Here is a 13,986-nt window from a genome sequence, read left to right on the forward strand (position 1 = left end):
CACACTACACACAAATAAAAAAGGTCCTGCAGCAATGCGGGACCTTTTTGCGTTTAGCCGTTACGGGCTATCCATTATTTCTTGAATATCCGTTTCACCGCTTTACCCAGTTTATTCAGATTCGCAATTTGCTCCTGTATAGGCGCCAGCGTCAGATCTTCGGATTGAAGGCCCGCTTCCAGTGAATCAAACTCCCTTTGTTCAGGATACAGCAGGATTACATTATTGTCTTTAAAATGACGTTCCAGTTTAGCGGGAATGCCATCCATATAGGCATGATAGGAAAGCGTGCTTTTACGGGCAGTGACTACCACTACCAGGTCGTCCCTGGTTATTTCCCTTGAAAGGATCAGGAAATCCTCGATGGTATCAAACTGGCGGAAACTAAGGTCCACGCTCATTTTTGTCTGCTCCGCAAAAGCAGTGGTGATGGTTTGCGTTTTCTCATTACAGAAAACCAGTAACCTGGCGCCTGCCTGTTTGGCCAGCATAAACATTTTCTGCATGTAATGCAGGAAGCCCAGCTCGTATTCCGTATTGGGCGGCATTACCAGCACCATTTTTTTAGTGGTATTGAGTGGCGAGTGGAAGTTGCACACGTACACGGTTTCCCATACCCGTTGTAATACGTTATCAAGCGTGGTACCGAAGATGTTGCCCAGCCAGCGGTCGGTGGTGCTTGTTTTATCGGTCCAGCCCAATATCACATCGCTGATCAGCAGTTCCTTTGTGGCGCGCGTAATACCGTCGGAAACGTTGAGGTCTATGCGGGTCACCACCTGCACCGCGCTTTCCGTGGCAGCAGCATGTATCACCGCTTTTTCCAGCATTTTATTGGTGAGATGGATCTTTTCTTTTGCTTCTTCATTATCCTGTACCACGGCCAGCGGATAAATAGGAGTAGGGGCGTTGCTGTCTTTAATCATTACTGCAAAGTCCAGCAGGGCCTCAATACGGTCGGGGTTGGAAACCGGCACCAGTATGCGTTCGGGCTGATCGTCCGCTTCGGGTTTGCCTTCTGCTTCCTGTATGGCCAGCCGGCGGCCGGCATTTTCTGTTACAAAAGAGCCCACCAGGCAGGTAATGAGGATCAGGATCACCGTACCATTCAGCACATGTTCATCTACAATATGCATATTATACCCGATGAGTATTACTGCAATGGTAGCGGCAGCGTGGGCGCTGCTGAGTCCGAAGATCACCTTGCGCTGGTTGGCGCTGTATTTAAACACCAATTGTGTGAACAGGGCGGCCAGCCATTTGCTGCTAAGCGCCATCAGGGTAAGCGCGCCGGCAATGATGAGGGCTTCGGGGCCTTTCAGCAATACCCGCAGGTCTACCAGCATGCCTACGCTGATCAGGAAAAACGGGATGAAAATAGCGTTGCCCACAAATTCAATCCGGTTCATCAGCGGGGAAGTATGCGGGATCAGCTGGTTCAGTGCCAGCCCGGCCAGGAATGCCCCGATAATACCTTCTACCCCTGCCAGTTCTGCCAGGAAGGCGGAAGCAAATACCAGCGCCAGCACAAATATGAAATGCGAAGTTTTATCGTCTTTAATCTTCTTAAAAAACCAGCGGCCAAGCATGGGCATCAGCCAGAGGATAATAGCGGCAAAAATGGCCAGTGAAATGCCCAGCCGTACCCAGAAGTAAGTATTGAGGTTGCCTGCCTGCGCACCGGTGATCACGGCCAGTATCAGCAGTACGGCCGTGTCGGTAATAATGGTACCGCCCACCGCTACGGTAACGGCCTCATTTTTTGTAATGCCCAGCCGGCTTGCCAGCGGATAAGCCACCAGCGTATGGGTGGCAAACATGCTGGATACCAGCAGCGTAGCCATGAAATTAAATTGCAGTACATAGGTGCATACCACAAACCCCATTGTAAGGGGGATAAAAAAGGTAAAGGCGCCGAAAATCATGCTCCGGTAGCGGTTCTTACGGAATTCCGTCATGTCCAGTTCCAACCCCGCAAGGAACATAATATACAATAGCCCGGCTTTGGCAAAGAGATCGATACTATCTTTCTGTATAATTTTAAAACCATGATCGCCGATCAGCATCCCGGCAATGATCAGCCCTATGATACTCGGTATCCGCAGTTTACGTAACAGGATAGGCGCCAGCAGTATTATAAACAACACCAGCGAAAAGATCGGCACCGGATCTTTTAACGGCAAATTTGTATTCATCAATAAAACCAGTCCGTTCATCATAACCATTTTTTAAATTCGGAAGTATCCTGAAATCAACAGATCTCTGCTAAATATGGATAAATTAACGAATAATCCATGTAATTTTGCATAAAGCTTTTATTAAAGATGAGCGATCGTACAAGTACAAAAGGATTACCAGAGGAAGAGGTAGATGTGCTGGTGGCGGAAGATGAACAGTTTCCGTTCAGCCTGGTAGTCTGGAATGATGAAGTGAATACATTCGACTGGGTCATTGCTTCACTGATGGAGGTATGCGGTCATACGCATGAACAGGCAGAGCAGTGTGCGCTGATCATTCATTTTAATGGAAAGTATGCCGTAAAACAGGGCGAATACCTGAAACTGCGCCCCCTGTGTGAAGCCCTGCAGGAGAGAGGATTAAGCGTTACTATTGAAGAAATGGCAGGCAGCTGATTCCTGATATGTCCGTTTTCCGTCTTAACAAGCAACTGATTTTTCCGCCCGTTCAGCTTTCCGAGCCGGACGGATTACTCGCCGTGGGTGGTGATCTGTCTGTAGAAAGATTGCTGCTTGCTTACCGCTCCGGTATCTTCCCCTGGTATGATGAACCCCCTATCCAGTGGTGGAGCCCCGATCCCCGCTTTGTATTATTTCCGGATGAACTGAAAGTATCTGCCAGCATGAAACAGGTGCTGCGCAAAAAAGAGTTCCGGATTACGTTCAATGAAGATTTTGCAGGCGTAATTGCCCGCTGCAGCAGTATTCCCAGGGCAGGGCAAACCGGTACCTGGATTACCCGCGAAATGCAGGAAGCCTATATCCGGCTGCACGAGGCAGGCTACGCTATGTCGGTGGAATGCTGGCAGAACGAAGCGCTGGTGGGTGGCCTCTACGGTGTTAAAACAGGCCCTTTCTTTTTTGGGGAGTCGATGTTCGCTACCGTCAGCAACGCTTCCAAAGCGGCTTTTATCACCTTTGTACAAACCTATGCACACGAGCTGGAAATGATCGACTGCCAGGTACATACCGACCACCTGGCCTCACTGGGCGCGGGATTTATTACCCGGGAGGAATTTCTGGAGATCATCGGTTTTTCGTAACTTACTTACTTATCTTTCTTCTTACTTACTATTACCCCCATTTACTGGCACTTAAAATATTATCCACGATGAAAAAACTAGCGCTGTTACTCGCTATTGCTGTCTTTTCTGCGGTCACTGCTTTCCGGCCTGGTACCAGCGTCAGGGAAGACAGAAGCCTCCTGATCACCCAGCTGCAACAAACAAAAGATCAGCTCCTGAAGGATGTACAGGGACTCACCGATGCACAACTGGAATATAAGCCTGCGCCGGATCGCTGGTCAGTGATCGAGTGCGTGGAGCACATCATGCAGATTGAAAAAGCTATCATGGAAGGAGAGCAGCACCTGGTACAGCAACCCGCCAATCCTGAAAGAAGAAAGGATATCAAAATTACCGATGAACAACTCATTAAGAATGTGGAAGACCGCAGCCACAAAGTAAAGGCGTCTGAAGCCGGTATTCCCAAACACAGCTATTCCTCCAATGCAGAAGCTATAAAAGCTTTCACAGACCAGCGGGATAAACTGATTGAATATGTAACCAGCACAAAAGACGTCATGCGTGATCACATCATGGATCACCCGGCGCTGGGGCCTATCGATGCTTACCAGTTATTGTTGCTGGATGCAGCGCATACCAACCGGCATACACAGCAGTTGCAGGAAGTAAAAGCAGATCCCGGCTTCCCGAAATAATTACCGGAGATCCCAGTCGATCAGCTGGTTGTGCCATTCCTGGCGGAAAGGAGTGGTTACCTTGATGTAGTTATCGGTGTAACCTTCCATCATACCATCTTTACCCAGCGATTCAAACAGCACCTTCCTCGTTTGATGGAGGTGTTGTTCGTTAAAGTATTGCTGTTTTTTGTGGCTGAGGTTACGCAGCATTTTGTTGCGTTCGTTCCTGATATGAACGGGTACTACCGGTTTTATATCCAGCGCAGTGGTGTTGGAGCGTTCTGAGTAGGTGAATACGTGCAGATAAGATACATCCAGTTCATGCAGGAAGTCGTAGGTTTCGCGGAAATGCGCATCGCTTTCAGATGGGAAGCCTACAATCACATCCACGCCGATGGCGCAGTGTGGCATAAATTGTTTAATCAGGGCTACTTTTTCTGCATACAGTTCACGGCGGTAACGGCGGCGCATCAGCCCCAGGATTTCGTTACTGCCGCTTTGCAGCGGAATATGAAAATGAGGCATAAACCTGCGGCTGTTGGCCACAAATTCAATGATCTCGTTAGTGAGCAGGTTAGGTTCTATAGAAGAAATGCGATAGCGGGAAATACCTTCCACTTTATCCAGTTCCTGCGCCAGTTCAAAAAAGGTTTCTTCTCTTTTCTTACCCCCTTCAAAGCCTTTACCAAAATCACCCAGGTTTACACCGGTGAGCACAATTTCCTTTACACCGGTAGCGGCCAGGTCCTGCGCATGCTTTACCACATTGGCAACACTGTCGCTGCGGCTTTTGCCACGGGCCATTGGAATAGTACAGAAGGCACAGGTATAATCACAGCCGTCCTGTACTTTCAGGAAAGTGCGGGTACGGTCGTTAAGAGAATAGGAAGCATGGAAACTATTTACCTCGTCGATATCGCAGGAGCAGATTTTAGCGCTGTCTCCTTTGGTGAGTGTTTTGAGGTGTTCGGCGATATTGAATTTTTCGGCGGCGCCCAGAACCAGGTCCACCCCCTCAATAGCCGCAATTTCGGCGGGTTTCAGCTGGGCATAGCAACCGGTAATTACCACCATGCTGCCCGGCGCGCGGCGTTGTATACGGCGTACCAGCATACGGCACTCCTTATCGGCATTGTCTGTTACAGAACAGGTGTTGATCACATATACATCCGCTGTTCCATCGAAATCCGTTTTTACAAACCCGTCCTGTTCCAGCAACCTGCTTATTGAGGAGGTCTCTGAAAAATTCAGCTTACAGCCGAGGGTATGAAATGCTACTGTTTTTACCTGTTCCATAAAGGGAAGCAAAGGTAGGAACTTTTTATGTCATAGTCAGGTAAGGAATTTTTGACTATTTTGCGCGGCGTTCTATTGTTTTTATGAAATCAATGCAAAAGTACCTTCCCGTTCTCCTTTTATCCATCTTATTGCTTGCCGGCTGGCAGCAGAAGTGGTGGAAAAGTGCGCCCACAGCCCCTTCCACGGGCAGCCGTCCCGTGGTAGCCCGTAGCAACTCCAACAGTCCCGCTATTGCCGGCGAAGTTATTAACCGGCATGCCCATCTTGAATATACCAAACATGCCATTTGTCGGATGGATTGCCGTCAGGTGACAACCGCCGAAGTGGAGGAAATCCTGGCAGAAGGTAAGATCAACCCGGAAAAGTCCAACCCGGAAGACCATCCCTGTCCAACCTATGCCCTGGAAGGCTATTCCAGCGAAGGCCAGCACCTGCGGATCGTTTTTGCGCCCTGCGATTCACAGAACGCCAAAGTAATTACCTGCATCGACCTGGATAAGGACTGGGTTTGTCACTGCGATTAAATCGGCGCCCGGTTCCACGTAATTAGTAATTTTCTTCGTAGTTTTCCGCCATATTAAACCTTCCGAGGCGTTTATGAATTTTTTACTGAAACCGTTGCGTGTTATTTATGTGATATACGCCGCCGCCACTTTCCTGGGCATCATGTTTTTAATATTGCCGCCCATTTTCCTGGCCTCTTTACTGGGCCGGCAGAAAGGAGGTAACATTATATTTTATTTCCTGCGCTTCTGGGCCCATACCTGGTTCCCGCTGGTTGGCATGTGGGTAACCCGTAAATATTTATGTGAGCGCGACAACGAGCCCTGCATCTATGTGGTAAACCACCGCTCTTACCTCGATGCTGCCATCGCCGTAAAAGTAATGCGCCTCCCTTTCCGCCCGCTGGGAAAAGTAGAAATGTCTAAAATTCCGTTCTTCGGTTTTATCTATAAAAATTCTGTGGTACCGGTGGACCGCTCCAGCGCAGCCGCCAGGGCCCGCAGCGTACGGGAAATGATGACCGCCCTCAAAGCCGGCATCTCCATCCTCGTATTCCCGGAAGGCACCACCAACGACACCGATCAGCCGTTACGCCCCTTTCACAACGGCGCGTTCCGGATGGCCATCGAATTGCAAAAACCAATTAAGCCGGTACTGTACCTCGATGCAGGCCACCGCTTACCACATAAAGGACCTATGCACATCTCCCCCGGCAAATGCCGCGTGGTATTCCTGCCGCCAATACCCGTAACAGGAATGACACTCGATGATATCAATACCCTTAAACAACAGGTGTTTGATGCAATGGACACCGAATTACGCAAGTATCACAAGTATCCAACCCTGCAGCCAATAGGATGAAGTACGCAGATGTAATATTGCCATTGGCGTTACCAAAAAATTATACTTACGCGGTTCCTGAAAATATGTCCACCCTGAAGGTAGGAAGCCGGGTAGCTGTACAGCTGGGAAAACAAAAGAAATACGCCGGTATCGTGAAAGCCATTCACGAACAGGCCCCCCTGTATAAAACCAAGCCACTGCTGGATATGCTGGATGCCGAGCCTATCGTATATCCTACCCAGTTAGCCTTCTGGACCTGGGTAGCCGCTTACTATATGTGCACGGAAGGAGAAGTGCTGAATGCCGCTCTGCCCGCCCATCTCAAGCTTTCCAGCGAAACGCTGCTGCTCTTCAACGATGCCTTCGGCGACGACTTTACTTCCCTCAGCGATGATGAATACCTCATTGCGGAAGCACTGCTCATCCGTAAAGAACTGCGGATTGAAGAAGTACAAATGATTCTCGATAAATCTGAAGTATACTCTGTTATCAAAACACTGATAGAGAAAAAAGTATTGCTGGTTTATGAAGAACTGAAAGAAGTATACCGGGAGAAACAGGAGAATTATGTGCAGTTACATGCAGATTACCAGGAAGAAGAACAACTGGCCGCATTGTTCAACGATATGGGCCGCGCACCCAAGCAGATGGAACTCCTGCTCGCTTATCTTCACCTGCTGAAAACACAGGGCGTTGTACTGCAAAAAGAACTGCTGAAAAAATCCGGCGCTACTACCGCCCAGCTAAAAGGACTGGTAGACAAAAACATCCTCTGGGTGGAGAAACGTACGGTAGACCGTATTCCTACCGGTAAGGTAGATACGCAGATCGATTTTGACCTGAGCCCCGCACAGGAAACGGCCCTCGCAGAAGTACAAACACACTTTAAAGATAAACAGGTAACCCTGCTTCACGGCGTTACCTCCAGTGGTAAAACACAGGTATATGTGAAGATGATGGAAGCGTGCCTGGCCACCGGCAAACAGGTGCTGTACCTGCTGCCCGAAATAGGACTTACCACGCAAATCATCCGCCGCCTGCAGAAACATTTTGGCGCCAGCATCGGCATCTACCACTCCCGGTTCAATAACAACGAACGCGTGGAAATATGGAACAAGGTAAAAACCGGGGAGCTGCAAATTATACTGGGCGCCCGTTCCAGCCTGTTGCTGCCTTTCCGCGACCTGGGCCTCATCATCCTTGATGAAGAGCACGATGCCTCCTATAAACAGCAGGACCCTGCCCCGCGCTACCACGCAAGGGATGCGGCTATTTATTATGCCGGCCTCTTTAAAGCTAAAGTGCTGCTCGGCTCTGCCACGCCGTCCCTGGAATCGTATTTTAACGCCCAACAGGGAAAATATGGACTTGTTGAACTGAATGAACGCTATGGCGGCGTGGAAATGCCCACCATAGAAATAGTGGATATCAAAAAAGAAATGGCGGAGAAAACAATGGACGGCCATTTTACCTCCGCCCTGAAAGTTGCCATCACACAAAGTATGGCAGAGGGCAAACAGGTGATCCTGTTCCAGAACCGCCGCGGCTATGCGCCTTTCCTGTTATGCACCACCTGCGGATGGATCCCGCATTGCAAACAATGCGATGTATCTCTCACCTATCACAAAAACCAGGATAAGCTGCACTGCCACTATTGCGGCACAAGATATCCATATGTACATACCTGCGCCGCCTGCGGCTCGCAAACCATTGAACCAAAAAGTTTTGGTACCGAGAAAATAGAAGACGACCTCCAGGTGGCCTTCCCGGAAGCCCGCATTGCCCGTATGGATGTGGATACGGTGAGGAACAAAGACAGCCACAATAAACTTATTCAGCTGCTGGAAGACCGCAGTATAGATATCCTCGTGGGCACACAAATGGTGGTAAAGGGGCTGGACTTTGAAAACGTAAACCTGGTAGGGATCCTGAGCGCCGATAACCTCCTGGGCTTCCCCGACTTCAGGGTGAACGAAAGGGCCTTCCAGATGATGGAACAGGTTAGTGGCCGCGCCGGCCGTAAAAACGGGCTGGGAAAAGTACTGATCCAGGCCAGCAACACCCGGCACCCGGTATTGCATTATGTAATGGCGCACGATTATAAAGCCATGTTTGAAGCAGAAATTGCCGAACGGCAGGTATTTGGGTACCCGCCCTTTTTCCGTTTACTGAAACTCACCATCCGGCATAAAAACCAGCAAACAGCAGAACAGGCCGCACAGATCCTGGCCAGCTGGCTGCAGCCGCATATCGGCGCACAACTGGTAGGACCGGCAGCTCCGCTGGTGGCAAGGGTGCGCAATAACTATTTGCAGGAAATGCTGATCAAACTGCCGCGTGAAGCCAGGCTGATCACCCATATCAAAAGGGTATTGCAGGAGTTCATTATTCAGCTGAAAACGGAAAAAAGATTCCGTTCCGTAGTGATTATTCCGGATGTAGACGGGGTGTAGAATTTATTCTTTCACCAGTACCAGGTCCTGCTGCTGAAGCGTATGGATCCTTTCCAGCAATTGCCCGAATACGGCTTTACTGCTTCCGGAGAAATCTGTTTTCTTATACCACTCCAGTACAAAAATGCGCAGTTGATTGCCGTCCTGCTCACACCGCATTTTAAAACCTAATGCAGGATCAGCTCCTTTATCATTTATTTCTGCCGAAAAATCTTCTTTGTTCGCTACTTTATAACCCGCCGGCAGAGGAACAATCACGCGCCTTTCCTGGTAATAAGGAAAAGTAATCTGCACCGGCAGATCGCCTGGCGGAAGCGGGATATCCACAGGTATATTACCACCCAGTAAAGGACCAACGTGGATAACAATGCTGTTATTTTTATTTTCTACGGAAGATGTGGTAAGTAACGTACTGTTCAGCAACACAGGTTTATCCAGGGTGCGGTTATTAAACACTTCGTTTTCTGCTTTCACTTCCGTGGGTTTCCTGATACCCGGTTCAAACGGAAGGATGGCATTATATACCTGCAGCCGGCCTTCCGGTGTGCTGCCGGTACCGCCAAAGGCTGTTTTCAGGTTAGATGCAGGGTAGCCGCCAAAAGATTGCTTTACATCCCAGGTAGGATCTGTTACCGACCGGAGCGTGGCCTCAGTGGTAATGTTACTCAGGGTATACGGCGGCGCGGGTGTTTGAATAAAATCGGTCAGTACTTTGCTTTCTCCCGCCACCAGCGTATCACGGCAGCGCAACGCAGGAATACCGGTCCACAATGAGGGGTAACACGGAAAACGTGTATTTGTTTCCGTTGGCGCCAATGCCTGTTGCAATCCGGGGAAGTACAGCAATACATTGGTGGGCAGCTGCCGGTACACCAGCTGGCTGTCCATCAGTAAACTGTCGCGGGAAGTGGTGAACAATATCTGCGTGGGAATATTCAGCATATAATACACGGCATTCATCAAACGGGTAAACCCTGCTTTCTCTGCCTGCTTATTACGGATAATGGAAATGATATCCACCGTTTCGCCGGTTTCAGAAGGCTCTACCAGCCGGTAATTGGATTTGATAAATTGTTCTACCAGGTAGATCATCTGCGGAACAGGAATCCGTTGTTTCAGGAAAGGCCACTTCTGTAATTCTTTTTCCAGTTGCTTATATTCTGCTTTTGATACTGCCACAAAGGGGATATAACTATCTTCCCCAAACTTTTGCCAGGTCATACGTACGGTATCTTTTCCTTCTATTGCCTGCTTCAATCCGAAATCAATCCGTTTCAGCTGCGGCAGGTAAAAATACAGGTCGCTGTTGGGTAGCGCCGGCATATTCTGCATGCTTAACTGGTAGTAGTGGTTGTTACCGGCAATACTGTCCTGCAACGCGGGTAAACCGGCGCTGGGCTTCACCACAAAATCAAGCGTTTTTGGCGCTATCAGCACAAAGCTAAGCTGGTTGCAGGGAATGCCGGACTGCAGGTAGTCGGTGCCGGCGTAATCGTACTGTACTTTCAGGCTCAGCTCATACTCAATTTCACAGCCGGCTTCCAGCACGAGGTTGTTAGCCACTATTGCTTTCCGTTCGCGGTCCATTTCAATCATCCTTACCTGCTCGTTCAGGCTGGTCACGGTGCCACCGGGATGTATCACCCGGATACGTAAGCCACGCAAGGCTTCGCTGGGCTCCATTGACATTACCAGGCGGGTGAGGCTATCCGCCGCGCGCTGTGTATTTACCTTTATATTTTTGTACAGTGTTTTATAGTGCGAAGTGGCTTGTGCTTTATCACGCGGACTTACATTAAAATCCCTGACCATTCTGTAATCAACGATCGTGTAAGGAGCATCGGTAGATGGAGTGGTATGCAGCTGTGGATTATCTTTCCATATCTCAGGAAAGTAGCTGTTTACCTGCGCCTGCATAGATAGCGGCAGTATTGCAATACCTGCAACAGCCAGAAGAAGGACCCATTTTTTCATACGGGTTAAAGATAAGACTCAAATTCCGGATTTTCACGACTCGCCCATGCTCTGAATAGCATCCGATTCATAGATGCTCACGCCTTCATTATTCTCCTTTGCTGCTATGAGCATGGCATTGGCAACGGTTGCCGCTTTGATGCCCCGGTATTTTTTCCATCTTCCCTGTAATAAAAAATAAAAAAGCTGGATAAGATATCTGCCGATCCATTCGCCGAATCTGAATTCTTTACGCTGACCTATCAGCACAGAAGGCCGGAAGATATTCACGCTGTGGAAACCCACTTTCTGAATGGCTTCTTCTGTTGCTCCTTTTGTACGCAAATAAAAGTTGCGGGAGTTAGGATTGGCGCTGACAGAAGACATCAGCAGGAATTGGGTGACGCCCTGTTCCTTTGCAATCCGGGCACATTTCACAGGAATATCATAATCCACTGCCCTGAAACGTTCCTGGCTGCCGGCCTTTTTGATAGTGGTACCGATACAGCAAAAGAGAATGTCCCCGTGCAGCGCCGCCGCCAGGCTCTCTTCATCTTCAAAGTCCACAATGATGCTTTCCAGTTTTGGCCTGGCATGCGCCCAGGGCCGCCGCACCAGTACCTTCACTTTACTGAAGGCCGGGTCGTGCAGCAGGGCTGCCACCAGGTGGGTGCCGGTGAGTCCTGTTGCGCCTATTACAATCGCCGTTTTATTCATGAAACTGGATTATAGGATTTATGATTTCTAAATGATTTGCGGCTATCTTTGCTGACCATAAATTTAAGTTATTATGCAGGTATCAGAAAATGTTCTGCTCAAATCATATAATACTTTCGGTATCAACGCCACTGCACGTTATTTCGCGTCCTTTTCCTCCGCGGAAGAGCTGAAGTCGTTCGCAGAACATCAACAGCAGGACGGCCTGCCCCAGATGATCCTGGGCGGCGGCAGCAATATCCTCTTCACACAGGATTTTAACGGCTGGCTGCTGAAAAATGAAATCAAAGGCATCACCGTTACCGGGGAAGATAACGACTACGTATATGTGAAAGCAGGCGCAGGAGAGAACTGGCACGGGTTTGTGCAACACTGCATCGCGCAAAACCTCGCCGGCCTGGAAAACCTCTCCCTGATACCAGGTAACGTAGGCGCCAGTCCCATGCAGAATATCGGCGCCTATGGCGTGGAAATAAAAGATGTATTTCATGAGCTGGAAGCCCTGCACCTGAAAGATCACAGCATCGTTACTTTCAATAATGCCGATTGTCATTTCGGTTACCGCGAAAGCATCTTCAAAAAAGAGTACAAAAACCAGTTTGCTATTTTATCCGTTACTTACCGGTTAAGCAAACAACCACATTTTAATACCAGCTACGGCGCTATCAACGAAGAACTCCAGCGTATGAATGTGCGGGAGCTTTCTATCCAGGCCATCAGCCAGGCAGTGATAAACATCCGCTCTTCCAAACTGCCCAACCCCGCAGAAATAGGGAATGCAGGTAGTTTCTTTAAAAACCCCACTGTCACTAAAGCGGTATATGAACAACTGCATGCAGCGTTCCCCGCTATGGTAGCCTACCCCGTAGCAGATGAACATTTCAAGCTGGCCGCCGGCTGGCTCATTGAACAATGCGGCTGGAAAGGATACCGTAACGGCGATGCCGGCGTACACGCCCGGCAGGCGCTGGTACTAGTGAATTACGGTCATGCAAAGGGAAGCGAAATTTACCACCTGTCCCAGGAGGTAATGGATAGCGTAAAGGAGAAGTTTGGGGTGGAGCTGGAGCGCGAGGTGAATATTGTTTAGGATCGCCGCGGATTTTGTCTTTCTCAGGATTAAACTGATTCAACTGATTTCGTTGATTTTATTTTGGGGATTTTATAAATGATTTTGGGAGATATAAACGAATATTTTCGCTTATATCTCTCAAAATCAGTTTAAATCAAAAGTGATCAAATCAACGAAATCAGTTGAATCAGTTTAATCCTGAGAAAGACAAAATCCGCCAGCGCCGAAGGCGCTGCTCTACGCATTCGTTTTTATGTGCTTCATAATCTTCTCCGCATGATCCCGTGAGTTTTCAATAAACCACACATGCGTGTTCATCCCGCCGCAAACCACGCCGGCTAAGTAAATCCGCGGCATATTGGTTTCCATCGTTACCGGATTATACGCAGGTAGTTTGAGCTTATCATCCGACAAAGCAATACCGGACTTTTGCAGCAGGCTGAAATTAGGCTGGTAGCCGGTCATGGCGATAACGAAATCATTGGCAATGGTAACAGGACCATCGGGGGTGGCAATATCCACTTCTTTATCGCGGATGGCGGTAAGCGATGAATTAAACCACGCTTTGATGGAGCCCTCTTTGATACGGTTTTCAATATCCGGGCGTACCCAGTATTTTACGCGGGAGCCAATGTCTTCCTGGCGGATTACCATTGTTACGCGGGCGCCTTTACGGTAAGTTTCCAGTGCGGCATCCACGGCGGAGTTATGGGCGCCTATCACTACTACGTCCTGTGTGGCGTAGAAGTGAGGATCTTTGTAATAGTGCGTTACTTTGGGAAGATCTTCACCGGGTATGTTCAGCAGGTTGGGGATATCGTAAAAACCGGTGGCAATTACTACATGCCGCGCATGATAAACACTTTTTCTGGTAGTAATCGTATATTCGCCGGCGTTAGGCGTTACCAGCTCCACTTCTTCAAACAGTTTTATATTCAGTTCATGCGAAGTGGCCACCCTTCTGTAATATTCCAGCGCCTCCGGCCGGGTAGGTTTCGGGTTGATGGACACAAAGGGAACATTGCCAATTTCCAGCCGCTCAGAGGTAGAGAAAAAAGTCATGTACAACGGGTAGTTGTACAGGGAATTCACCACACAACCTTTTTCGAGGATAATATAGCTCAGTCCCGCTCTTTTGGCTTCCAGCCCACAAGCGAGACCAATAGGTCCTCCGCCGATAATCAAAACATCAAACGCAGCAGTCAT

At 48.9% G+C, this 13,986-nt stretch carries 12 protein-coding genes; 7 read left to right on the top strand and 5 right to left on the bottom strand.

What is annotated here, in order from left to right:
- Positions 1-74: 74 nt before the first annotated feature.
- Positions 75-2,219 (bottom strand): cation:proton antiporter, encoded by a 2,145-nt coding sequence (locus PV783_RS09295; RefSeq protein ID WP_420987815.1) that lies wholly within the window; start codon positions 2,217-2,219, stop codon positions 75-77.
- 105 nt (positions 2,220-2,324) lie between these two features.
- Between PV783_RS09295 and PV783_RS09300 the strand changes: the two genes are divergently transcribed.
- The 3 genes from PV783_RS09300 (at position 2,325) to PV783_RS09310 (ending at position 3,957) form a co-directional block, all read left to right on the top strand.
- Positions 2,325-2,633 (top strand): ATP-dependent Clp protease adaptor ClpS, encoded by a 309-nt coding sequence (locus PV783_RS09300; RefSeq protein WP_079469023.1) that lies wholly within the window; start codon positions 2,325-2,327, stop codon positions 2,631-2,633.
- Between the two features lie 8 nt (positions 2,634-2,641).
- Positions 2,642-3,280, top strand: coding sequence for a leucyl/phenylalanyl-tRNA--protein transferase (aat, locus tag PV783_RS09305; protein WP_079469022.1), 639 nt, complete (start codon positions 2,642-2,644; stop codon positions 3,278-3,280).
- A gap of 68 nt (positions 3,281-3,348) precedes the next feature.
- On the top strand, positions 3,349-3,957 hold the full coding sequence (locus PV783_RS09310; protein ID WP_420987816.1) for a DinB family protein: 609 nt from the start codon (positions 3,349-3,351) through the stop codon (positions 3,955-3,957).
- Here the strand turns inward: PV783_RS09310 and mtaB are convergent, their stop codons facing one another.
- Positions 3,958-5,247, bottom strand: a complete 1,290-nt coding sequence (mtaB, locus tag PV783_RS09315) for a tRNA (N(6)-L-threonylcarbamoyladenosine(37)-C(2))-methylthiotransferase MtaB (RefSeq protein ID WP_420987817.1) — start codon at positions 5,245-5,247, stop codon at positions 3,958-3,960. It abuts the gene before it with no gap.
- Positions 5,248-5,327: 80 nt separating this feature from the next.
- Here mtaB and PV783_RS09320 point away from each other — a divergent pair, with 80 nt between their 5' ends.
- The 3 genes from PV783_RS09320 to priA all read left to right on the top strand — a co-directional run bounded on the left by PV783_RS09320 (position 5,328) and on the right by priA (position 9,038).
- Complete coding sequence (locus PV783_RS09320; protein WP_420987818.1) at positions 5,328-5,762, top strand: DUF4258 domain-containing protein; 435 nt, start codon at positions 5,328-5,330, stop codon at positions 5,760-5,762.
- Positions 5,763-5,835: 73 nt separating this feature from the next.
- Entirely contained in the window at positions 5,836-6,603 is a 768-nt protein-coding gene (locus PV783_RS09325; protein ID WP_079469018.1) for a lysophospholipid acyltransferase family protein, read from the top strand.
- Entirely contained in the window at positions 6,600-9,038 is a 2,439-nt protein-coding gene (gene priA / locus PV783_RS09330) for a replication restart helicase PriA (protein WP_420987819.1), read from the top strand. The genes PV783_RS09325 and priA overlap by 4 nt, the downstream gene beginning before the upstream one ends.
- Positions 9,039-9,041: 3 nt before the next feature.
- Here the strand turns inward: priA and PV783_RS09335 are convergent, their stop codons facing one another.
- Together PV783_RS09335 and PV783_RS09340 are read right to left on the bottom strand one after the other, a co-directional pair.
- Positions 9,042-11,012 carry a DUF3857 domain-containing protein gene (locus PV783_RS09335; protein WP_420987820.1) on the bottom strand — a complete coding sequence of 657 codons (1,971 nt, stop codon included), beginning with the start codon at positions 11,010-11,012 and terminating at the stop codon, positions 9,042-9,044.
- Positions 11,013-11,045: 33 nt separating this feature from the next.
- Positions 11,046-11,708: an oxidoreductase gene (locus PV783_RS09340; RefSeq protein WP_420987821.1), complete on the bottom strand. Its 663-nt coding sequence runs from the start codon at positions 11,706-11,708 to the stop codon at positions 11,046-11,048.
- A 73-nt stretch (positions 11,709-11,781) separates the two neighbouring features.
- Between PV783_RS09340 and murB the strand changes: the two genes are divergently transcribed.
- Positions 11,782-12,798: a UDP-N-acetylmuramate dehydrogenase gene (murB, locus tag PV783_RS09345; RefSeq protein WP_420987822.1), complete on the top strand. Its 1,017-nt coding sequence runs from the start codon at positions 11,782-11,784 to the stop codon at positions 12,796-12,798.
- A gap of 219 nt (positions 12,799-13,017) precedes the next feature.
- On the opposite strand, the gene PV783_RS09350 is transcribed toward murB, so the two are convergent.
- On the bottom strand, positions 13,018-13,986 hold the full coding sequence (locus PV783_RS09350) for a YpdA family putative bacillithiol disulfide reductase (protein WP_420987823.1): 969 nt from the start codon (positions 13,984-13,986) through the stop codon (positions 13,018-13,020).

Origin of the sequence: Chitinophaga sp. CC14 (assembly GCF_048957795.1) — a bacterium.
GTDB lineage: Bacteria > Bacteroidota > Bacteroidia > Chitinophagales > Chitinophagaceae > Chitinophaga > Chitinophaga ginsengisegetis.

Excerpts from the sequence above, each read along its gene's own strand:
- murB (WP_420987822.1), top strand. The coding sequence starts at position 11,782 with ATGCAGGTATCAGAAAATGTTCTGCTCAAATCATATAATACTTTCGGT.
- PV783_RS09335 (WP_420987820.1), bottom strand. The coding sequence starts at position 11,012 with ATGAAAAAATGGGTCCTTCTTCTGGCTGTTGCAGGTATTGCAATACTG.
- PV783_RS09295 (WP_420987815.1), bottom strand. The coding sequence starts at position 2,219 with ATGATGAACGGACTGGTTTTATTGATGAATACAAATTTGCCGTTAAAA.
- PV783_RS09350 (WP_420987823.1), bottom strand. The coding sequence starts at position 13,986 with ATGACTGCTGCGTTTGATGTTTTGATTATCGGCGGAGGACCTATTGGT.
- PV783_RS09325 (WP_079469018.1), top strand. The coding sequence starts at position 5,836 with ATGAATTTTTTACTGAAACCGTTGCGTGTTATTTATGTGATATACGCC.
- PV783_RS09310 (WP_420987816.1), top strand. The coding sequence starts at position 3,349 with ATGAAAAAACTAGCGCTGTTACTCGCTATTGCTGTCTTTTCTGCGGTC.
- PV783_RS09340 (WP_420987821.1), bottom strand. The coding sequence starts at position 11,708 with ATGAATAAAACGGCGATTGTAATAGGCGCAACAGGACTCACCGGCACC.
- aat (WP_079469022.1), top strand. The coding sequence starts at position 2,642 with ATGTCCGTTTTCCGTCTTAACAAGCAACTGATTTTTCCGCCCGTTCAG.
- priA (WP_420987819.1), top strand. The coding sequence starts at position 6,600 with ATGAAGTACGCAGATGTAATATTGCCATTGGCGTTACCAAAAAATTAT.
- PV783_RS09300 (WP_079469023.1), top strand. The coding sequence starts at position 2,325 with ATGAGCGATCGTACAAGTACAAAAGGATTACCAGAGGAAGAGGTAGAT.
- PV783_RS09320 (WP_420987818.1), top strand. The coding sequence starts at position 5,328 with ATGCAAAAGTACCTTCCCGTTCTCCTTTTATCCATCTTATTGCTTGCC.